The organism is Streptomyces fodineus (assembly GCF_001735805.1).
GTDB classification, from domain to species: Bacteria; Actinomycetota; Actinomycetes; order Streptomycetales; family Streptomycetaceae; genus Streptomyces; species Streptomyces fodineus.
The window spans coordinates 4,472,455-4,492,626 of sequence record NZ_CP017248.1; the positions used below are offsets into that span (position 1 = coordinate 4,472,455).

Below are 20,172 nucleotides of genomic sequence, written 5' to 3' on the forward strand. Positions count from 1 at the left end.
TACCCCTCCGTCGCTACGACGGGTGAAAGGTTCCGTACTGCACGTGATGGAAGCTCTGCCTCTGGGAGTCCCGTGTACCCACACGTCGGGGTTGACGCCTCGGGCCTGGCTACGCTGCGCGCAACAGTCGCAACGGTCAAAGAGACGCTGCGCGGCCTCGTCCCCACCGCGTACGCCGTCCCCGCCTTCGCCGCCGCCGCGCCCGCCGGCCCGTGCTACGCACTGGCCGAGAGCAGCGCTGCCGTCAGCAGACGAGGGCGCTCCGCCGGCGCCGGCGCTGCCACCGCCCGCCGCCCGGCCGCCGACAGCGACAGCGCCCGGATGATGGACCTGGTCGAGCGGGCGCAGGCCGGCGAGGCCGAGGCCTTCGGACGGCTGTACGACCAGTACAGCGACACGGTGTATAGGTACATCTACTACCGCGTCGGCGGCCGGGCCACCGCCGAGGACCTCACCAGCGAGACCTTTCTGCGGGCGCTGCGCAGGATCGGCACCTTCACCTGGCAGGGCCGCGACTTCGGGGCCTGGCTGGTGACGATCGCCCGCAATCTCGTCGCCGACCACTTCAAGTCCAGCCGCTTCCGCCTGGAGGTCACCACCGGCGAGATGCTCGACGCCAACGAGGTCGAGCGCTCCCCGGAGGACTCCGTCCTGGAGTCCCTGTCGAACGCCGCGCTGCTCGACGCCGTACGCCGGCTCAACCCGCAGCAGCAGGAGTGCGTGACGCTCCGCTTCCTCCAGGGTCTCTCGGTCGCCGAGACGGCCCGTGTCATGGGCAAGAACGAGGGCGCCATCAAGACCCTCCAGTATCGCGCCGTACGCACGCTCGCCCGGCTCCTGCCGGACGACGCGCGCTGAAGCCACCACGACTGAGGGCGACGTCCAACTCACGCTCCGTGAACGCACGTTGCCTTTCCGATCCGGTCATCCGCCGTCCGTAACCCAAGTGCCGCGCCAGTCGTTGTGCGGGATACAGGCTCCCTGTGGTCACGTCTGGCCGACCCTGATCGCTCGATCGTGTGAAGTGGTCGCGGGCGTGCAACCCTCAGGACCCCCTGGGGAGTCGACCGTCATGACGAGAGGAGGTGCCGCCAGTGATCACGAACGTATCGACGCACCGGCGGGCGAACGCCTTCGCCCAGGCCCTGGAGGAGCAGTCCGACCGGGACACGGCGGCCGAGCAGTCCGTAGACCCGGCGGGTTCCCCGCCGACCGCCGAGGAGCGGTCCGAGCGGGGCGAGTTGCTGGCCCTCACGGCGGATCTCGGCGCGCTGCCCAAGCCGCAGCTCGACCCCGAGGTGAAGGTCGTGCAGCGCGCCCAGCTGGTGGCCGCGATGGAGGCCATGCTCCAGGAGGGCACGGGGGCGGCGGACGCCTCGGTACCGGAACAGCGCGGACGTGGCCGTGGGGCGCACCGGGCGAGCCCGCTGGGCAAACTCCGACCCCGTTCCAGACTGACGAAGGGACTCGCGGCGGGCGGGCTCAGCGTCGGCGTGGCCGCCGGGGCCTTCGGCGGGGTCGCCGCCGCCAGCTCCGACGCCCTGCCGGGTGACTCGCTGTACGGCCTCAAACGCGGCATCGAGGACTTCAGGCTCAACTACCTGACCACCGGCGAGGACCAACGTGGCCAGACCTACCTCGACCAGGCCTCCACCCGGCTCAGCGAGGCCCGCCGGCTGATGGAGCGCGGCCGCGGCGGCCAGCTCGACCACGAGTCCATCGGCGAGATCCGCCGCACGCTCTCCGGTATGCAGCACGACGTCACCGAGGGCCACCGGCTGCTCCACGAGGCCTACGAGGCCGACCCCGGCTCCCTCGGCCCGATCCAGGCCCTGTCGACGTTCTCCCGCTCCCATCGCGAGGCCTGGAGCGCGCTCAGCGACAAGCTGCCCGTGCAGCTCGGGGACGTCAAACAGCAGGTGTCGTCGGTGTTCGACGCCATAGACCAGGAGGTCGCCCCGCTGCAGTCCCTGCTCCCGCAGCCGCCCGCCCACGGCGGCGGCAAGCGGCAGGGCTCCGGCTCGGCGCCGACCGGCTCCTCCGGCGGCCACCGGTCGACCGCGCCCAGCTCCTCCGGCCACACCCCGTCCTCCGGCGGGCAGAGAAGCACCGGCGAACCGAGCGGCTCGGCCACCGGCAGCAGCGGCGTGGGCCTGATCGGCGGCGACACGGGCGGCCTGCTCCAGCCACCGAAGACCGGCACCGGCAGCAGCACGCCGCCCACCGGCAAGCTCCCGACCGCCACCCCCGACGTCACCCTCCCCCCGCTCCTCCCCGGGCTCCTCCCGGGCCTGGGCATCGAAGGCGAGGACACGCACTGACACCGTCGCGGTTACGGCAGCGGGGGCGCCCTTCCCGAGCAGGGCGCCCCCGCTCGGCCTTGTGGGCACGGTTGGCCGGGCGGGCGCCGCTCGGGCGGGCGAAAGTCAGAAGAACACCGAGCGCCGCTGCACCAGCAGCTTGTACAGCGTGTGCTGGATCTGTTCCCGCACCTGGTCGGTCAGGTTGAACATCAGCATCGGGTCCTCGGCCGCCTCCGGCGGATACCCGCCCGTCGGGATCGGCTCGCCGAACTGAATCGTCCACTTCGTCGGCAGCGGAATCGCACCGAGCGGCCCCAGCCACGGAAACGTCGGCGTCAGCGGGAAGTACGGGAAGCCCAGCAACCGCGCCAGCGTCTTCGCGTTGCCGATCATCGGGTAGATCTCCTCCGCCCCCACGATCGAGCACGGGATGATCGGCGCCCCCTGCCGCAGCGCGGTCGACACGAAGCCGCCCCGCCCGAACCGCTGCAGCTTGTACCGCTCGCTGAAGGGTTTCCCGATCCCCTTGAAGCCCTCCGGCATCACCCCGACCACCTCGCCCTGAGCCAGCAGCCGCTCCGCGTCCTCCGCGCACGCCAGGGTGTGCCCCAGCTTGCGGGCCAGCTCGTTGACCACCGGCAGCACGAAGACCAAGTCGGCCGCCAGCAGCCGTAGGTGACGGTCGGCCGGATGGTGGTCGTGCACGGCGACCTGCATCATCAGCCCGTCCAGCGGCAGCGTCCCGGAGTGGTTGGCGACGATCAGCGCCCCGCCCTCGGCCGGGATGTTCTCGATGCCCTTCACCTCGACCCGGAAGTACTTCTCGTACACCGGCCGCAGCAGCGACATCAGGACCTGGTCGGTCAACTCCTCGTCGAAACCGAAGTCGTCGACGTCGTAGTCCCCGGTCAGCCGGCGCCGCAGAAAGGCCAGCCCGGCCGCCACACGCCGCTCCAGGCCGCCGCCGAGCCCGCCGTCGGCCCCCGACCGCTCCGGCGGCTCCTCCGGCTTCTCCCCACGGCTCACAGGCCCATCTTCCCGCGCCCGGCCCCGGCCCGGCAGCGGCTGGACCTCACCCATCTCTCCGGCCCCCGCCTCGGCGAGGGCACCGCGCCGGCTGCCCGTGCCCCGGCGCCGCGCCGGGCGCTGTGCGGCGCCCCCGCGGGACCGGTCGTCGTCGAACGGAATGACCTTGGCGTCCGCCATCGTTACTGCGCTCCTCGGTTGCGCTGGTCGGCGCTCTGCGTCGTGGGCCGGCCGCCGCCCCTCGCGGCCAGCGCGGCGATCCGGTCGACGGCCCCCGCGAGGGCCTCGGGCGGCACCAGCCCGGGGCCCTGGCCGCGGGCGAAGTCCGTGAACGTCTCCGCCGTGGTGTACCTGGGCGTGAAGCCCAGCGTCTCGCGCATCTGGACCGTGTCCACCACCCGCCCGTGCGTGAGCAGCCTGATCTGCTCCGGCGAGAAGTCCGTCATACCGAGCGTACGCACCAGCGAACCCGCCCAGGTGACCGCGGGCAGCAGCAGCGGCACGGTCGGCCGCCCGAGCCGCCGGGAGCACTGCGAGAGCAGCAGCACCCCGTCCCCGGCGATGTTGAACGTGCCGCTGTTGAGCGTGCCCCGGCGCGGCTCGTGCGAGGCGATCCTGAGCACCTCGACCACGTCGTCCTCGTGCACGAACTGCAGCCGCGGGTCGTAGCCGAACACGGTCGGCAGCACGGGCAGCGCGAAGTACGAGGCGAGCGGGGTGTCGGCGGCCGGCCCGAGGATGTTGGCGAACCGCAGCACACACACCGCGACGTCCGGCCGCCGCCGGGCGAACCCGCGCACATACCCCTCGACCTCGACGGTGTCCTTCGCGAAGCCGCCGCTCGGCAGCGACTTCGGCGGGGTCGTCTCGGTGAAAACGGCCGGATCGCGCGGGGCCGACCCGTAGACGTTCGTACTGGACTTCACCACCAGCCGTTTCACGGTCGGCGACTTCTGGCAGGCGCCGAGCAGCTGCATGGTGCCGATGACGTTGGTCTCCTTGACCGTGGCCCGGCTGCCGCTGCCCAGCGGTGTGCCCGTCACATCCATGTGGACGACCGTGTCGGCGCCCGTCTCGGCGAGCACCCGGGCGATGGTCGGCTGCCGGATGTCGGCCTCTATGAAGTCCGCCCCGCCCAGATGGTGCGCCGGTGGCACCGCGTCCACGGCGATCACCCGGTCGACCTTCGGATCCCGCTGGATCCGCCGTACGAACCGGCCGCCCAGTTGCCTGGCCACTCCGGTGACGAGCACGACCTTCCCCAAGATCAGCGCCTTCCCTCGTACGAGATGCGTACGGCCAACCTAGCGGGTCGATGTTGCGCTGTGATGACTGCCCGATGCACGAAGTGACGGAAATTCACTCATCGGAATATGCCAGGTCACCACAAACGCCTGTGGCCCCCCATCAGTGCAGATGGGAGGCCACAGATATGCGCTGACACGCTCTCGCGGCGTCGCTTACTTCTTGTTGCGACGCTGAACGCGCGTGCGCTTGAGCAGCTTGCGGTGCTTCTTCTTGGCCATCCGCTTGCGCCGCTTCTTGATAACAGAGCCCACGACTACCCTCGCTCACTTCTCATCACTCGGTTGTTTGGGCGCCATGGGCCCACACGACCTACGAGGGGCTAGCCTACCCAACCGAGCGCCCAGGTCGTAATCGAGGGGGTACCCCCGGGTCACCCGGGGGTCGCCGTCAGGCCGTCTCCACCCCCACATAGCTGTCACGAAGGTACTCGTGTACCGCTTGTTCCGGGACGCGGAAGGACCGCCCCACCCGGATCGCGGGCAGATGACCGCTGTGCACCAGGCGGTACACGGTCATCTTCGACACTCGCATCACCGAGGCGACCTCCGCCACGGTAAGGAACTGAACCTCGTTCAGAGGCCTCTCGCCAGCTGCACCCATGACACACCTGAACCTTCCGCACTCGACGGCCACCGGCTTCCCCTTCCGGTGACTCTTCGTCGTTGCGTGCTCACTCCCCAATGTAGGGGCGGGTGATGCAAGTGGGGAAGAGGTGCACCCATCGCAGGCCTACTGTGACAGACACGCTCGTTTGAGTACGTAGCGGGTGAGCGGCCGGTAGTGAGCAGACCGCACCCCGTCATCAACCGGAACGGCGACGGACACGCGCCCCTCGGCCTCCCCCACGAACAGCGCCGGATCGTCCGTGTCGGCGAGACCGATGGCCTCGAACCCCAGCTGACCTGCACCGCAGACCCATCCATGGTCCCCGACGACCAGCTCGGGCAGCGGCCCGCCGCTCTCCGCCGCGGCCTCCAGGACGACCCGAACCGGGAGTGGCGAATGACAGTGCACGCCCGGCTCACAACCGGGGCGCCCACCGCCGTTTTCCCGCACCAACCCAACCCGCCGTGCGTAGCCGAGGTGGTACGTACGTAGACCGAACCGGGTCAATATGTCGACACAGCGACCCTGCGCCGGGGTGAGCACGTCACACCCCGCCGCCGAGAGCGCGTCCGCCAAGCCTGCGTAGAACCCGAGCAGCCGCTGCGGATGCCCGGTCCCGAACAACACGGGCGCACCACGTCGCGCTACGGCACCGATCCGCCCGGCGAAAGCATCGAGCGCGGCCAGGGTCAGCTCCGGATCGATCACATCCGGGCCCGAAGTGTGACGGGGATCGGCCGAAACCCCGCACTTCTCCGCCATGAGCCCCAGCAAGTCCCGCTGTCCCCAGGCCCCTTCGGGATCGATCCCGATCAACACCCGAGGATCCCGCGCCGCGAACAGCCGATAACTCCGCAGACTGTCCTCCCGAGAGGTCCCCACCTCCCCGGCAAGCCGAACAGCCAGCAAATGCGCACGCAGAGCTCCGCTGGTCAACACGGGTGCGATGGTGACGCATCGGAGGCAGCGGGCGGGACGGAATCAACGGAATTGCGCACGGTTGGCGTAACGATGTGAGCGGCTGCGGGGGAGGGGCCGGAGGCCTGGGGGCGGCTGCGGGGGCGGTGCATGGGCGGCTGGGGGGGGCCGGGGGGCCTGGGCGGCTGGGAGTACGACGCCGGGGGCCCGGACGACTGGGGGTACGACGCCGGGGGCCCGGACGACTGGGAGTACGACGCCGGGGCCTGGGCGGGGGGTACGACGCCGGGAGCGTGGGGGCGGCTGCGGTGGGGCCGGGGGGCCTGGACGGCTGGGGTACGACGCCGGGTACCTGCCCAGCCGCGGGCGAGGCAGCGGACGGGGGCCCAGGGGGCGGAGCCCCCTGGGTGGTTCAGGGGAGCAGCCCCCGCAGCGGAAACACCGCCCGACGCGTGGCTCGTACCGCCTGGTCCAGCCGGTCCGCAGGGTCGTAACCCGACTCCCAGGACGCCCAACTCACCGGCCACCGCCCATCAGTCATCCGCTGCGGCCCCAACTGCCGGGTCCGGGCGAACACCTCCCGCCGCCACTCCTCCGGAATCACCGTCTCCGGCGCCACCGGCCTCCCCGCCGCGATCCCCACCAGGTGCGTCCAGGACCGCGGCACGACATCCACCACGGCATATCCGCCGCCACCGAGCGCGACCCACTTCCCCCCGGCGTACTCGTGCGCCAGCTCATGACACGCCACCTGCACAGCCCGCTGCGCATCCAGCGACACCGCGAGATGCGCGAGCGGATCCTCGAAGTGCGTGTCCGCCCCGTGCTGCGACACCAGCACCTGCGGCCGGAACTCCGCGAGCAGCTCCGGCACCACCGAGTGGAACGCCCGTACCCACCCCGCGTCCCCGGTCCCCGCCGGCAACGCCACGTTCACGGCGGACCCCTCCCCCGCCCCGGCCCCGACCTCCTCCGGCCACCCGGTCTGCGGGAACAACGTACGCGGATGCTCGTGCAGCGAGATCGTCAGAACCCGTGGATCCTCCCAGAACGCCGCCTGCACCCCGTCCCCGTGATGCACATCGACATCCACATAGGCGACCCGCTCCGCCCCCAGCTCCAGCAACCGGGCGATGGCCAGCGAGGCGTCGTTGTACACGCAGAATCCCGACGCACCCCCGGGCATCGCGTGATGCAGCCCGCCCGCGAAGTTCACCGCGTGCCCGGCATCCCCCCGCCACACCGCCTCCGCCGCCCCCACCGACTGCCCGGCGATCAGCGCGGACACCTCGTGCATCCCCGCGAACGCGGGATCGTCCAGGGTCCCGAGCCCGTACGACCCGTCCGCCGACGCCGGATCGGCCGACGCGGCCTTCACCGCGTCGATGTAGTCCTCCCGATGGACCAGCCGCAGCGTCGACTCCCCGGCCGGCTTGGCCGCGACGACCTCCATCTCCCGGTCGAGCCCGAAGGCACCCACCAGTTTCCGGGTCAGTGCCAGCCGGACCGGATCCATCGGATGGTCCGGGCCGAAGTCATAGCCCGTTACTGCCTCGTCCCACATCAGCTGTGCGCGGCCGCTCATGCCCGCCACCGTATCGGTCCGGTTGAGCGGCGAACGACCTGGCGTACACCATCGTCACCAGCACCAACACCATCGGCACCAGCATGGCCCCCCGGTAGCTCCACGCGTCCCCAAGCGCCCCCACCAACGGCGAACCGACCAGAAAACCCACGTAATTGAAGATATTGAGACGTGCGATGGCGGCATCCGAAGACCCCGGAAACAGCCGCCCCGCCGCCGCGAACGTCTGCGGCACCAGCACGCACAACCCCAGACCCAACAGCGTGAACCCGAGCATCCCGACCCACGCCCCGGACGCCGAGGCCACCACCGCGAACCCGCCGGCCGCCACCAGCGTCCCGAGCCGTACGACCGCCACGGCCCCGAACCGCCGCACCCCGAAGTCCCCGATGGCCCGCCCCAGCAGCGTGGTCACCATGTACACGTTGTACGGCACGGTCGCCAGCTGCTCCGAGCTGCCCAGCACGTCCTTCAGATACTTCGCGCTCCAGTTGGAGACGGTCGAGTCCCCGATGTAGGCGAAGGTCATCACCAGACACAGCGGCAACAGCAGCTTGAAGACGACACCCGTGCCCTGGCCCTGCTCCTCCCCCACCGGCGCCGGATCGCCGTCGACGTACCACCGGCTCCCCACGAGCGCCGCCGGCAGCAGCACGGCCACCACCGGCAGGTACGACACCCACAGCGCGAGATGCCAGTGCGCCCCGACCCACGCCAGCGACGCGCCCAGGATCCCGCCCAGGCTGTACGCGGCGTGGAAACTGAGCATGATGCTGCGCCCGTACGACCGCTGCAGGCTGACCCCGAGCATGTTCATGGAGGCGTCCAGCGCGCCCACGGCCAGCCCGAACGCGCCCAACGCCACCGCCAGCTCCGCGATGTGGCCGCCCGCCCCGGCACCGAGCAGCGCCAGCAGCACCACCGGCTGGGACCAGCGCAGCAGCCGGCTGGGCCGTATCCGCTTCACCATCTGCTCGGTGGTCACACTGCCGACACCGGCGAGGACCGGTACGGCGGCCAGGAAGACCGGCAGCAGCGCGTCGGAGACGCCGTACCGGTCCTGGATGGCCGGGATGCGCGTCACCAGCAGGGCGAAGGTGGCGCCTTGAGCGAAGAAGGCGAACGCCAGCGAGGCCCTACCGCGCCGCAGCACATCAGTCATGGCGGCGAGCGTAGGGCCCCGGGCTACCTGTGGGTAGATCCAGCCAAAGATGAATTTCCTTCAGCTTTACTTCCTCGCGGCTCAGGCGGCGACAGCGACCTCGGGCGTCCCGGCCTCGGCGGCCTCGACCTCGGCGGCGAGCATCTTCTCCATCGGCTCGACGGCCAGGCCACCGCTGACCACGAACCCGATCACCATCGCACCGACGAGGTAGACACTGCCGAGCCACACCATCGTGTCCACGGGGATGGTGTACGCGCCCACGATGCGGGCGACACACTCGGCGAGCAGCACCAGTCCCCAGACGACCGAGAACTCCTTCTCCTTGGTCCGGAAGGCCGCGGACCGGACCGACGCGCCGGAGACGAGCCGCTCCCAGGCGGCCTCCTTGACCGCGTCGCCCTTCACCAGGAACGGCTTCATACCCGCCGTCATCATCGGCTTGCCCAGCCAGACGGAGGCGAGGATCCCGAAGGCGACCACACTGCTGACCCCGCTGTCCTTGGCCAGCATCAGCCGCGGGTCACCGGAGACGAAGCTCAGCAGCAGGGAGACGACGTTGACGACCAGAATGAGACCGGCCAGGGCGTTGGTCTGCCGCTCCTTCACCAGACCCCACACGGTGCGCAGGGCCGGCACCACACTGCTCCAGGCGAGCGCCCCGAAGGTGCTCATCCCGAAGACGTCCTTGAAGACGTAGTACGAGCCGAGCGGCACCGCCACGTCCAGGATCAGCGGCCGGAAGTTGTGGATCCCCGTGTTCTTCGTCATGCCCTCAGCTTCGCCGCCGCGGGGGGTCCGCCAGTAGGACCGATCGTCCGGACGTCCGCATGACAATTGTCAGACACGGACCATGGCTCGGGTCATACCAGCAGGTCAGCCAACTCCCCCATGGACGAGAAGAGTTGATCGGCCCTCGCCAGCCTCGCCGCCGGCGTCATCGCGGTGAACCCATAGACGGCCATCCCGGCCGCCACGGCCGCCTGCACACCCAGCGGGGAGTCCTCCACGACCAGGCACCGCTCCGGCGCCACACCCATCCGTTCTGCGGCATACAGAAAGAGATCGGGCGCCGGCTTGCCCCGCCCCACATCCTCGGAGCTGAAGATCCGCTCATCCGCGAACCACCGGTCGAGCCCGGTCGTACGATGCCCGACACGGATCCGCGCATGACTCCCGGAGGAGGCCACGCAGTACGGCACCCCGTCGGCGGCCAGCTTCTCCAGTACGACGTCCACGCCGGCCACGGGCTGCAACTCCCGCTCGAACGCGGCGAACACACGCGCGTGGAACACATCGTCGAAGTCGTCCGGCAGCCGCTGCCCGGTCCGCTCCAGCACCAGCTCATGGATCCGGTGCATCGCCGAGCCCATGTAATCCCGGATGGAGTCCTCATACGAGGTCGGGTGGCCCAACTCGGTCAGATAGGCGGCCAGCAGCCGGTTGGAGATGGACTCGCTGTCGACGAGTACACCGTCGTTGTCGAAGATCACCAGGTCATAGCGCATGCATTCGAGCATAAACGCAGAAAACCCCCGCACCTATGGTGCGGGGGTTTTCTCAAGAATTGTTCGGCGGCGTCCTACTCTCCCACAGGGTCCCCCCTGCAGTACCATCGGCGCTGTGAGGCTTAGCTTCCGGGTTCGGAATGTAACCGGGCGTTTCCCTCACGCTATGACCACCGAAACACTATGAAACTGTGAACGCCGCACCACCATTTCTGGCGGGGCTGTTCGTGGTTTCAGAACCAACACAGTGGACGCGAGCAACTGAGGACAAGCCCTCGGCCTATTAGTACCGGTCACCTCCACCAGTTACCTGGCTTCCAGATCCGGCCTATCAACCCAGTCGTCTACTGGGAGCCTTACCCCATCAAGTGGGTGGGAGTCCTCATCTCGAAGCAGGCTTCCCGCTTAGATGCTTTCAGCGGTTATCCCTCCCGAACGTAGCCAACCAGCCATGCCCTTGGCAGAACAACTGGCACACCAGAGGTTCGTCCGTCCCGGTCCTCTCGTACTAGGGACAGCCCTTCTCAAGACTCCTACGCGCACAGCGGATAGGGACCGAACTGTCTCACGACGTTCTAAACCCAGCTCGCGTACCGCTTTAATGGGCGAACAGCCCAACCCTTGGGACCGACTCCAGCCCCAGGATGCGACGAGCCGACATCGAGGTGCCAAACCATCCCGTCGATATGGACTCTTGGGGAAGATCAGCCTGTTATCCCCGGGGTACCTTTTATCCGTTGAGCGACGGCGCTTCCACAAGCCACCGCCGGATCACTAGTCCCGACTTTCGTCCCTGCTCGACCCGTCGGTCTCACAGTCAAGCTCCCTTGTGCACTTACACTCAACACCTGATTGCCAACCAGGCTGAGGGAACCTTTGGGCGCCTCCGTTACCCTTTAGGAGGCAACCGCCCCAGTTAAACTACCCATCAGACACTGTCCCTGATCCGGATCACGGACCCAGGTTAGACATCCAGCACGACCAGACTGGTATTTCAACGACGACTCCACCCACACTGGCGTGCGAGCTTCACAGTCTCCCAGCTATCCTACACAAGCCGAACCGAACACCAATATCAAACTGTAGTAAAGGTCCCGGGGTCTTTCCGTCCTGCTGCGCGAAACGAGCATCTTTACTCGTAGTGCAATTTCACCGGGCCTATGGTTGAGACAGTCGAGAAGTCGTTACGCCATTCGTGCAGGTCGGAACTTACCCGACAAGGAATTTCGCTACCTTAGGATGGTTATAGTTACCACCGCCGTTTACTGGCGCTTAAGTTCTCAGCTTCGCCCACCCGAAAGTGAGCTAACCGGTCCCCTTAACGTTCCAGCACCGGGCAGGCGTCAGTCCGTATACATCGCCTTACGGCTTCGCACGGACCTGTGTTTTTAGTAAACAGTCGCTTCTCGCTGGTCTCTGCGGCCACCCCCAGCTCAAGGCGCAAAGCCCATCACCAGGAATGGCCCCCCTTCTCCCGAAGTTACGGGGGCATTTTGCCGAGTTCCTTAACCATAGTTCACCCGAACGCCTCGGTATTCTCTACCTGACCACCTGAGTCGGTTTAGGGTACGGGCCGCCATGAAACTCGCTAGAGGCTTTTCTCGACAGCATAGGATCATCCACTTCACCACAATCGGCTCGGCATCAGGTCTCAGACTATGTGCAAGGCGGATTTGCCTACCCTGCGTCCTACACCCTTACCCCGGGACAACCACCGCCCGGGATGGACTACCTTCCTGCGTCACCCCATCACTCACCTACTACCAGATTGGTCCGGCGGCTCCACCACTTTCCATTCCCCGAAGGGTCCGGAACGGCTTCACGGCCTCAGCATCACTGGATTCGATGTTTGACGCTTCACAGCGGGTACCGGAATATCAACCGGTTATCCATCGACTACGCCTGTCGGCCTCGCCTTAGGTCCCGACTTACCCTGGGCAGATCAGCTTGACCCAGGAACCCTTAGTCAATCGGCGCACACGTTTCTCACGTGTGAATCGCTACTCATGCCTGCATTCTCACTCGTCAACCGTCCACGACTACCTTCCAGTGCCGCTTCACCCGGCAGACGACGCTCCCCTACCCATCCGTACACCCGTTGGGGCTTATATACGAATGACACGACTTCGGCGGTACGCTTGAGCCCCGCTACATTGTCGGCGCGGAATCACTAGACCAGTGAGCTATTACGCACTCTTTCAAGGGTGGCTGCTTCTAAGCCAACCTCCTGGTTGTCTGTGCGACTCCACATCCTTTCCCACTTAGCGTACGCTTAGGGGCCTTAGTCGATGCTCTGGGCTGTTTCCCTCTCGACCATGGAGCTTATCCCCCACAGTCTCACTGCCGCGCTCTCACTTACCGGCATTCGGAGTTTGGCTAAGGTCAGTAACCCGGTAGGGCCCATCGCCTATCCAGTGCTCTACCTCCGGCAAGAAACACACGACGCTGCACCTAAATGCATTTCGGGGAGAACCAGCTATCACGGAGTTTGATTGGCCTTTCACCCCTAACCACAGGTCATCCCCCAGGTTTTCAACCCTGGTGGGTTCGGTCCTCCACGAAGTCTTACCTCCGCTTCAACCTGCCCATGGCTAGATCACTCCGCTTCGGGTCTTGAGCGTGCTACTACAGCGCCCTATTCGGACTCGCTTTCGCTACGGCTTCCCCACCCGGGTTAACCTCGCAACACACCGCAAACTCGCAGGCTCATTCTTCAAAAGGCACGCAGTCACGAGAATGTGCAAGCACATTCCGACGCTCCCACGGCTTGTAGGCACACGGTTTCAGGTACTATTTCACTCCCCTCCCGGGGTACTTTTCACCATTCCCTCACGGTACTATCCGCTATCGGTCACCAGGGAATATTTAGGCTTAGCGGGTGGTCCCGCCAGATTCACACGGGATTTCTCGGGCCCCGTGCTACTTGGGTGTCTCTCAAACGAGCCGCTGACGTTTCGACTACGGGGGTCTTACCCTCTACGCCGGACCTTTCGCATGTCCTTCGCCTACATCAACGGTTTCTGACTCGTCCCACGGCCGGCAGACCGCAGAAGAGAGATCCCACAACCCCCACGACGCAACCCCTGCCGGGTCTCACACGTCGTAGGTTTGGCCTCATCCGGTTTCGCTCGCCACTACTCCCGGAATCACGGTTGTTTTCTCTTCCTGAGGGTACTGAGATGTTTCACTTCCCCTCGTTCCCTCCACACTGCCTATGTGTTCAGCAGCGGGTGACAGCCCATGACGACTGCCGGGTTTCCCCATTCGGAAACCCCCGGATCAAAGCCTGGTTGACGACTCCCCGGGGACTATCGTGGCCTCCCACGTCCTTCATCGGTTCCTGGTGCCAAGGCATCCACCGTGCGCCCTTAAAAACTTGGCCACAGATGCTCGCGTCCACTGTGCAGTTCTCAAACAACGACCAGCCACCCATCACCCCGAACCAACAGGCTCGAGTTCACTGGGGCCGGCGACTGAGGAAAATTCGTTCCCTCAGACACCCAACAGCGTGCCCGGCCAGGCCCCGTCCGAAGATCATGCGTTCCACGCTCTTGCGAGCAGTACTAGCAGCCTCCGACCCGAGGTCCCGGCCGAATAATCAACGTTCCACCCATGAGCAACCAGCATCGGACGTGCGCCGATGTACTGGCCTCTGACCAGGCAAGCCCGGTAAGAAGTGCTCCTTAGAAAGGAGGTGATCCAGCCGCACCTTCCGGTACGGCTACCTTGTTACGACTTCGTCCCAATCGCTAGTCCCACCTTCGACAGCTCCCTCCCACAAGGGGTTGGGCCACCGGCTTCGGGTGTTACCAACTTTCGTGACGTGACGGGCGGTGTGTACAAGGCCCGGGAACGTATTCACCGCAGCAATGCTGATCTGCGATTACTAGCGACTCCGACTTCATGGGGTCGAGTTGCAGACCCCAATCCGAACTGAGACCGGCTTTTTGAGATTCGCTCCACCTCACGGTATCGCAGCTCTTTGTACCGGCCATTGTAGCACGTGTGCAGCCCAAGACATAAGGGGCATGATGACTTGACGTCGTCCCCACCTTCCTCCGAGTTGACCCCGGCGGTCTCCTGTGAGTCCCCATCACCCCGAAGGGCATGCTGGCAACACAGAACAAGGGTTGCGCTCGTTGCGGGACTTAACCCAACATCTCACGACACGAGCTGACGACAGCCATGCACCACCTGTACACCGACCACAAGGGGGGCACTATCTCTAATGCTTTCCGGTGTATGTCAAGCCTTGGTAAGGTTCTTCGCGTTGCGTCGAATTAAGCCACATGCTCCGCCGCTTGTGCGGGCCCCCGTCAATTCCTTTGAGTTTTAGCCTTGCGGCCGTACTCCCCAGGCGGGGAACTTAATGCGTTAGCTGCGGCACCGACGACGTGGAATGTCGCCAACACCTAGTTCCCACCGTTTACGGCGTGGACTACCAGGGTATCTAATCCTGTTCGCTCCCCACGCTTTCGCTCCTCAGCGTCAGTAATGGCCCAGAGATCCGCCTTCGCCACCGGTGTTCCTCCTGATATCTGCGCATTTCACCGCTACACCAGGAATTCCGATCTCCCCTACCACACTCTAGCTAGCCCGTATCGACTGCAGACCCGAGGTTAAGCCTCGGGCTTTCACAATCGACGTGACAAGCCGCCTACGAGCTCTTTACGCCCAATAATTCCGGACAACGCTTGCGCCCTACGTATTACCGCGGCTGCTGGCACGTAGTTAGCCGGCGCTTCTTCTGCAGGTACCGTCACTCTCGCTTCTTCCCTGCTGAAAGAGGTTTACAACCCGAAGGCCGTCATCCCTCACGCGGCGTCGCTGCATCAGGCTTTCGCCCATTGTGCAATATTCCCCACTGCTGCCTCCCGTAGGAGTCTGGGCCGTGTCTCAGTCCCAGTGTGGCCGGTCGCCCTCTCAGGCCGGCTACCCGTCGTCGCCTTGGTGAGCCATTACCTCACCAACAAGCTGATAGGCCGCGGGCTCATCCTTCACCGCCGGAGCTTTCCAAGTTCACAGATGCCTGCGAACCTCGTATCCGGTATTAGACCCCGTTTCCAGGGCTTGTCCCAGAGTGAAGGGCAGATTGCCCACGTGTTACTCACCCGTTCGCCACTAATCCACCCCGAAGGGCTTCATCGTTCGACTTGCATGTGTTAAGCACGCCGCCAGCGTTCGTCCTGAGCCAGGATCAAACTCTCCGTGAATGTTTTCCCGTAATCGGGATGAACACCACGAGAGCGGTGCGAGAGGAGGAATAATCCCCTCGCACACAGCGTCCTCGCTGTGTTTTTCAAAGGAACCTCGCCCCAGTCATGACGACCGGAGACGGGGTATCAACATATCTGGCGTTGATTTTTGGCACGCTGTTGAGTTCTCAAGGAACGGTCGCTTCCTTTGTACTCACCCTCTCGGGCTTTCCTCCGGGCTTCCCTTCGGTGTTTCCGACTCTATCAGATCTTTTCTCGATCCGATTTCCTCGGTGCTTTCCAGGTTCCCGCTTCGCTTTCGCTCCGCGTTTCCCTTTCCGGCGGTTCCGACTCTATCAGATCCTTTCGGTGTCTGACTCCCAGTCAGGGGGCTTGTCTTCCCGGCCGTTGGGCCGTTCCGACGAGTGAGACTTTAGCGGATTCCCTGCTCCCGAGCTAATCGGGGGCGGCGTCCTTTCGAACGCGAATTCCTCATTTCGCAAATACGCGCGCCAAGGCACTCGGCGCCTGAGCGTCGATTGCTGGTGGGGACTTGCGGAATGGTTGTCCGGGGACCGACCGGGGTCGGCGCTCACGTCGGACAACTCGGAGAACAGTACGGATCGGCGTAGGGCGTGTCAACTCTGGTGCGGGGTGCACGCCGGGGGCGTAGTCTGGTCGGCATGACGACGCGTACGTGTACCCAGCTCTGGTGGGCCGCCTGACGGCGGCCGTACTCACGTATGCAACCAACGGCCGCCGCCTCGGCGGCCGTTCTCGTATCTCCTCCGGGCTCCGGGGGCCGGCCGCAGGAGCGGCGGTCCCGATCAGGAGGTGGAGTGGAGATGACGCGGGTCTTCAGCGGGATTCAGCCGACCGGGCATCTGACGCTGGGCAACTACCTGGGCGCCATGCGGCGTTGGGTGGAGACGGACCAGCATCGGGCCGACGCGGTGTTCTGTGTCGTGGATCTGCACGCGCTGACCGTGGACCACGATCCGGCGCGGGTGCGCAGGCTCAGCCGGCAGACGGCGACGCTCATGCTGGCCGCCGGGCTCGATCCCGGGGTGTGCACCGTGTTCCTGCAGAGCCATGTCGACGAGCACACGAGGCTGTCGTACCTGCTGGAGTGCGTGGCGACCGACGGCGAGATGCGCCGGATGATCCAGTACAAGGAGAAGGCCTCGCGGGAGCAGGAGCGTGGTGGGAGTGTGCGGCTGTCGCTGCTGACGTATCCGGTGCTGATGGCGGCGGACATCCTGGGGTACGGGGCGGACGAGGTGCCGGTCGGGGACGACCAGGTGCAGCATGTCGAGCTGGCGCGTGACCTGGCGGTGCGGTTCAACCAGCGGTACGGACACACGTTCGTGGTGCCGAAGGCGACCCGTCCGGGGGTCGCGGCGCGGGTGATGAATCTGCAGAGCCCGGCGTCGAAGATGGGGAAGTCGGACGACTCGGGTCTGGGGGTCGTCTATCTGCTCGACGAGCCGGATGTCGTGCGGAAGAAGGTCATGCGGGCCGTCACCGACAGCGGGCGGGATGTGGCGTACGACCGGGAGGGGCGGCCGGGGGTCGCGAATCTGCTGGAGATTCTCGCTGCGTGCACGGGCGGGAACCCTGAGTCACTGGCGGGCGTTTACGACTCGTACGGCGCTTTGAAGAAGGACACCGCCGAGGCGGTGGTGGAGGTCCTCGGGCCCGTGCAGGCCAGGCACAGGGAGCTGTGCGCCGATCCTGCCTATGTGGAGGGGGTGCTGCGGGATGGTGCGGAGAAGGCGAGGGCGATGGCTCGGCCGACCGTCGACGCGGCCTACCGGGCGATCGGGCTGTTGCCGCCGTTGTTCGAGACAGCCGAGACAGCCGACGCAGCAGAGACCGCCGAGACCGCTGGTACGGCGTTGAGCGCGGCCGGTCGTTAGGGCCTGCCCGTGCGGGCGCGTGCGTGCGGGGGCGGCGGCTGCCGGTGAGCCGTCGCCCCCGGCGCCGGCGCCGGGTCAGTCCTTCTTGCCGGAGGCGAGTTCGCGGCTGCGGTCGCGGGCGGCTTCGAGGGCGGCGATGAGGGCGGCTCGTACGCCGTGGTTCTCCAGTTCGCGGATGGCGTTGATCGTCGTGCCGGCCGGGGAGGTGACGTTCTCCCGGAGCTTGACGGGGTGTTCGCCGCTGTCGCGGAGCATCACTGCGGCGCCGATGGCGGACTGGACGATGAGGTCGTGGGCCTTGTCGCGGGGCAGGCCGAGCAGGATGCCGGCGTCGGTCATGGCCTCGACCAGATAGAAGAAGTACGCGGGGCCGGAGCCGGACAGGGCGGTGCAGGCGTCCTGCTGGGTCTCGGGGACGCGGAGCGTCTTGCCGACGGCGCCGAAGATCTCCTCGGCGTGCGCGAGGTGCCCCTCGGTGGCGTGGCTGCCGGCGGAGATGACCGACATGGCCTCGTCGACGAGGGCCGGGGTGTTGGTCATGACACGGACGACCGGGGTGCCTGCGGCCAGGCGCTCCTCGAAGAAGGAGGTGGGGATACCGGCGGCGCCGCTGATGACCAGGCGGTCGGCGGGGACATGCGGGGCCAGTTCGTCCAGGAGGGTGCCCATGTCCTGCGGCTTGACCGTGAGGATGAGGGTGTCGGCGGTCTTGGCCGCCTCGGCGTTGGTGACCGGGGTGACTCCGTGGCGGGTGCGGAGTTCTTCGGCGCGTTCGGGGCGGCGGGCGGTGACCAGGAGGTCGGCCGGCGCCCAGCCGGCCCGGATCATTCCGCTGAGCAGGGCTTCGCCGATCTTGCCGGTGCCGAGGACTGCGACTTTCTGGCTCATGGGGCTCAGTTTCGCACCGGGGTGAACCGTGCGGCTGGGTTGTCCGGTGGGCGGACCGTGCTCCACCGCCAGGGCTGAGCGGCTCACGCCGTCCGGCGTCGCAAGGTCGCCGCGCCCAGGCCCAGCACCAGCACGGCGCAGCCCGCCACGATCAGGACGTCCCGTACGAAGGTCGCGGTCATGTCGGTGTGGTGGAGGACCTGGTTCATGCCGTCGACGGCGTACGACATCGGCAGGACGTCGGAGATGGCCGTCAGGACGGGGTGCATGTCGGAGCGAGGAGTGAACAGGCCGCAGAGGAGGAGCTGGGGAAAGATCACCGCGGGCATGAACTGGACCGCCTGGAATTCGGAGGCCGCGAAAGCCGAGACGAAGAGACCGAGGGCCGTGCCGAGCAGGGCGTCGAGGAGGGCGACGAGGAGGAGCAGCCAGGGTGAGCCGGTGACGTCGAGGCCGAGCAGCCAGACGGCGAGTCCGGTGGCGAGGGCGGACTGGACGATGGCGAGGGCGCCGAAGGCGAGGGCGTAGCCGGCGATGAGGTCGGCCTTGCCGAGGGGCATGGCGAGGAGGCGTTCGAGGGTGCCGGAGGTGCGTTCGCGCAGCGTGGCGATGGAGGTGACCAGGAACATCGTGATCAGCGGGAAGATGCCGAGCAGGGATGCGCCGATGTTGTCGAAGGTGCGGGGGCTGGCGTCGAAGACGTAGCGCAGCAGGATCAGCATCAGGCAGGGGACGAGGAGCATCAGGGCGATGGTGCGCGGGTCGTGGCGGAGCTGGCGCAGGACCCGGGCCGCGGTGGCGGTGGTGCGGGAGGTGTTGAACGCACCGGCGGGGGTGGCGGGGACGGTCGTGCTCATCGGGCTCGTCTGACTCGTCTGGCTCATCGGGTCGTCTCTCGGGTGCGGTGTGCGGCGGCTTCGTCGACGAGGCGGAGGAAGGCGGCCTCGACGGTGTCGGTCCCGGTGCGGGTGCGCAGGGCCTCGGGGGTGTCGTCGGCGAGGATCTCGCCCTCGCGCATCAGCAGGAGGCGGTGGCAGCGCTCGGCCTCGTCCATGACATGGGAGGAGACGAGGAGGGTGGCGCCGCGGGTGGTGGCGATGTCGTGGAAGAGGTGCCACAGGTCGCGGCGCAGGACGGGGTCGAGGCCGACGGTGGGTTCGTCCAGGACGAGGAGTTCGGGCGCGCCGAGCAGGGCCACGGCGAGTGAGACCCGGCTGCGCTGGCCGCCGGAGAGGTTGCCGGCGAGGGCGGTGGCGTGGCTGGTGAGGTCGACGTCGGCGATGGCGCGGGTGACGTGTTCGTTGCGGCGTTCGGCGGCGGCGCGGCCGGGGTCGAGGATCGCGGCGAAGTACTCCAGGTTCTGGCGGACGGTCAGGTCGTCGTAGACGGAGGGGGCCTGGGTGACGTAGCCGATGCGGCTGCGCAGGGTGGGGTGGCCGGCGGGGCGGCCGAGGACCTTCAGGGTGCCGGTGACCTTGGCCTGGGTGCCGACGATGGAGCGCATCAGGGTGGATTTGCCGCAGCCGGAGGGGCCGAGCAGGCCGGTGATCTGGCCGCGGGGGACGGTGAAGCGGAGGTGGTGCAGGACGGTGCGGGGGCCGCGGACGACGGTGAGGTCGTCGGCGTGGATGGCGTCCGGTGCCGTGGGGTCGGGTGGCTCGGGCACATAATTCATCATGCGATGAATAATCTGCCTGACGGGCGTGGCCGTCAAGGGGCGGGCCGGTGCCCGGCATACGGAAACGGCGGCCCGG

The 20,172-nt window shown here is 66.8% G+C and carries 15 protein-coding genes and 3 rRNA genes; 3 read left to right on the plus strand and 15 right to left on the minus strand.

What is annotated here, in order from left to right; all coding sequences use genetic code 11:
- Positions 1-72: 72 nt before the first annotated feature.
- Positions 73-858 (plus strand): ECF subfamily RNA polymerase sigma factor, BldN family, encoded by a 786-nt coding sequence (locus BFF78_RS18770; protein ID WP_069779424.1) that lies wholly within the window; start codon positions 73-75, stop codon positions 856-858.
- A gap of 236 nt (positions 859-1,094) precedes the next feature.
- A complete protein-coding gene (locus BFF78_RS18775; RefSeq protein WP_069779425.1) occupies positions 1,095-2,321 on the plus strand; it encodes a DUF5667 domain-containing protein in 1,227 nt (408 codons plus the stop codon).
- A gap of 105 nt (positions 2,322-2,426) precedes the next feature.
- Here BFF78_RS18775 and BFF78_RS18780 read toward each other — a convergent pair whose 3' ends face one another.
- From BFF78_RS18780 to BFF78_RS18830, 12 genes are all read right to left on the minus strand, one after another.
- A complete protein-coding gene (locus tag BFF78_RS18780) occupies positions 2,427-3,509 on the minus strand; it encodes a lysophospholipid acyltransferase family protein (protein ID WP_069779426.1) in 1,083 nt (360 codons plus the stop codon).
- 2 nt (positions 3,510-3,511) lie between these two features.
- A complete protein-coding gene (locus BFF78_RS18785; protein WP_069779427.1) occupies positions 3,512-4,594 on the minus strand; it encodes an NAD-dependent epimerase/dehydratase family protein in 1,083 nt (360 codons plus the stop codon).
- A 195-nt stretch (positions 4,595-4,789) separates the two neighbouring features.
- On the minus strand, positions 4,790-4,888 hold the full coding sequence (locus tag BFF78_RS43335) for a 30S ribosomal protein bS22 (RefSeq protein WP_003948845.1): 99 nt from the start codon (positions 4,886-4,888) through the stop codon (positions 4,790-4,792).
- 136 nt (positions 4,889-5,024) lie between these two features.
- A complete protein-coding gene (locus tag BFF78_RS18790; protein WP_158727370.1) occupies positions 5,025-5,237 on the minus strand; it encodes a helix-turn-helix domain-containing protein in 213 nt (70 codons plus the stop codon).
- 129 nt (positions 5,238-5,366) lie between these two features.
- A complete protein-coding gene (locus BFF78_RS18795; RefSeq protein WP_069779428.1) occupies positions 5,367-6,182 on the minus strand; it encodes a phosphatase in 816 nt (271 codons plus the stop codon).
- 391 nt (positions 6,183-6,573) lie between these two features.
- Positions 6,574-7,746 (minus strand): acetoin utilization protein AcuC, encoded by a 1,173-nt coding sequence (locus BFF78_RS18800; RefSeq protein ID WP_069783662.1) that lies wholly within the window; start codon positions 7,744-7,746, stop codon positions 6,574-6,576.
- Positions 7,697-8,908, minus strand: a complete 1,212-nt coding sequence (locus BFF78_RS18805; protein ID WP_069779429.1) for an MFS transporter — start codon at positions 8,906-8,908, stop codon at positions 7,697-7,699. Before BFF78_RS18805 ends, BFF78_RS18800 begins: the two co-directional genes overlap by 50 nt.
- An 81-nt stretch (positions 8,909-8,989) precedes the next feature.
- Positions 8,990-9,679 (minus strand): VC0807 family protein, encoded by a 690-nt coding sequence (locus BFF78_RS18810; RefSeq protein ID WP_069779430.1) that lies wholly within the window; start codon positions 9,677-9,679, stop codon positions 8,990-8,992.
- A 92-nt stretch (positions 9,680-9,771) separates the two neighbouring features.
- Positions 9,772-10,416, minus strand: a complete 645-nt coding sequence (locus tag BFF78_RS18815) for an HAD family hydrolase (protein WP_069779431.1) — start codon at positions 10,414-10,416, stop codon at positions 9,772-9,774.
- A 61-nt stretch (positions 10,417-10,477) separates the two neighbouring features.
- A 5S ribosomal RNA gene (gene rrf / locus BFF78_RS18820) occupies positions 10,478-10,594 on the minus strand.
- 85 nt (positions 10,595-10,679) lie between these two features.
- A 23S ribosomal RNA gene (locus tag BFF78_RS18825) occupies positions 10,680-13,798 on the minus strand.
- 305 nt (positions 13,799-14,103) lie between these two features.
- A 16S ribosomal RNA gene (locus BFF78_RS18830) occupies positions 14,104-15,629 on the minus strand.
- Together the 16S, 23S and 5S rRNA genes form the textbook arrangement of a ribosomal RNA operon.
- Before the next feature lie 827 nt (positions 15,630-16,456).
- Between BFF78_RS18830 and trpS the strand changes: the two genes are divergently transcribed.
- Positions 16,457-17,530, plus strand: a complete 1,074-nt coding sequence (gene trpS / locus BFF78_RS18840) for a tryptophan--tRNA ligase (protein ID WP_069783663.1) — start codon at positions 16,457-16,459, stop codon at positions 17,528-17,530.
- 75 nt (positions 17,531-17,605) lie between these two features.
- Here trpS and proC read toward each other — a convergent pair whose 3' ends face one another.
- From proC to BFF78_RS18855, 3 genes are all read right to left on the minus strand, one after another.
- The gene (proC, locus tag BFF78_RS18845) at positions 17,606-18,418 is read right to left on the minus strand and encodes a pyrroline-5-carboxylate reductase (RefSeq protein ID WP_069779432.1); all 813 of its coding nucleotides are present in this window, start codon (positions 18,416-18,418) and stop codon (positions 17,606-17,608) included.
- An 83-nt stretch (positions 18,419-18,501) separates the two neighbouring features.
- On the minus strand, positions 18,502-19,275 hold the full coding sequence (locus BFF78_RS18850; RefSeq protein WP_193433490.1) for an ABC transporter permease: 774 nt from the start codon (positions 19,273-19,275) through the stop codon (positions 18,502-18,504).
- A 23-nt stretch (positions 19,276-19,298) separates the two neighbouring features.
- Positions 19,299-20,096 carry an ABC transporter ATP-binding protein gene (locus tag BFF78_RS18855; protein WP_069779434.1) on the minus strand — a complete coding sequence of 266 codons (798 nt, stop codon included), beginning with the start codon at positions 20,094-20,096 and terminating at the stop codon, positions 19,299-19,301.
- Positions 20,097-20,172 lie beyond the last annotated feature (76 nt).

Coding starts and splice junctions, on each gene's coding strand:
- BFF78_RS18855 (WP_069779434.1), bottom strand. CDS start 20,096: ATGATGAATTATGTGCCCGAGCCACCCGACCCCACGGCACCGGACGCC.
- trpS (WP_069783663.1), top strand. CDS start 16,457: ATGACGCGGGTCTTCAGCGGGATTCAGCCGACCGGGCATCTGACGCTG.
- BFF78_RS18815 (WP_069779431.1), bottom strand. CDS start 10,416: ATGCGCTATGACCTGGTGATCTTCGACAACGACGGTGTACTCGTCGAC.
- BFF78_RS18800 (WP_069783662.1), bottom strand. CDS start 7,746: ATGAGCGGCCGCGCACAGCTGATGTGGGACGAGGCAGTAACGGGCTAT.
- BFF78_RS18790 (WP_158727370.1), bottom strand. CDS start 5,237: ATGGGTGCAGCTGGCGAGAGGCCTCTGAACGAGGTTCAGTTCCTTACC.
- BFF78_RS18805 (WP_069779429.1), bottom strand. CDS start 8,908: ATGACTGATGTGCTGCGGCGCGGTAGGGCCTCGCTGGCGTTCGCCTTC.
- BFF78_RS18780 (WP_069779426.1), bottom strand. CDS start 3,509: ATGGCGGACGCCAAGGTCATTCCGTTCGACGACGACCGGTCCCGCGGG.
- BFF78_RS18850 (WP_193433490.1), bottom strand. CDS start 19,275: ATGAGCACGACCGTCCCCGCCACCCCCGCCGGTGCGTTCAACACCTCC.
- proC (WP_069779432.1), bottom strand. CDS start 18,418: ATGAGCCAGAAAGTCGCAGTCCTCGGCACCGGCAAGATCGGCGAAGCC.
- BFF78_RS18810 (WP_069779430.1), bottom strand. CDS start 9,679: ATGACGAAGAACACGGGGATCCACAACTTCCGGCCGCTGATCCTGGAC.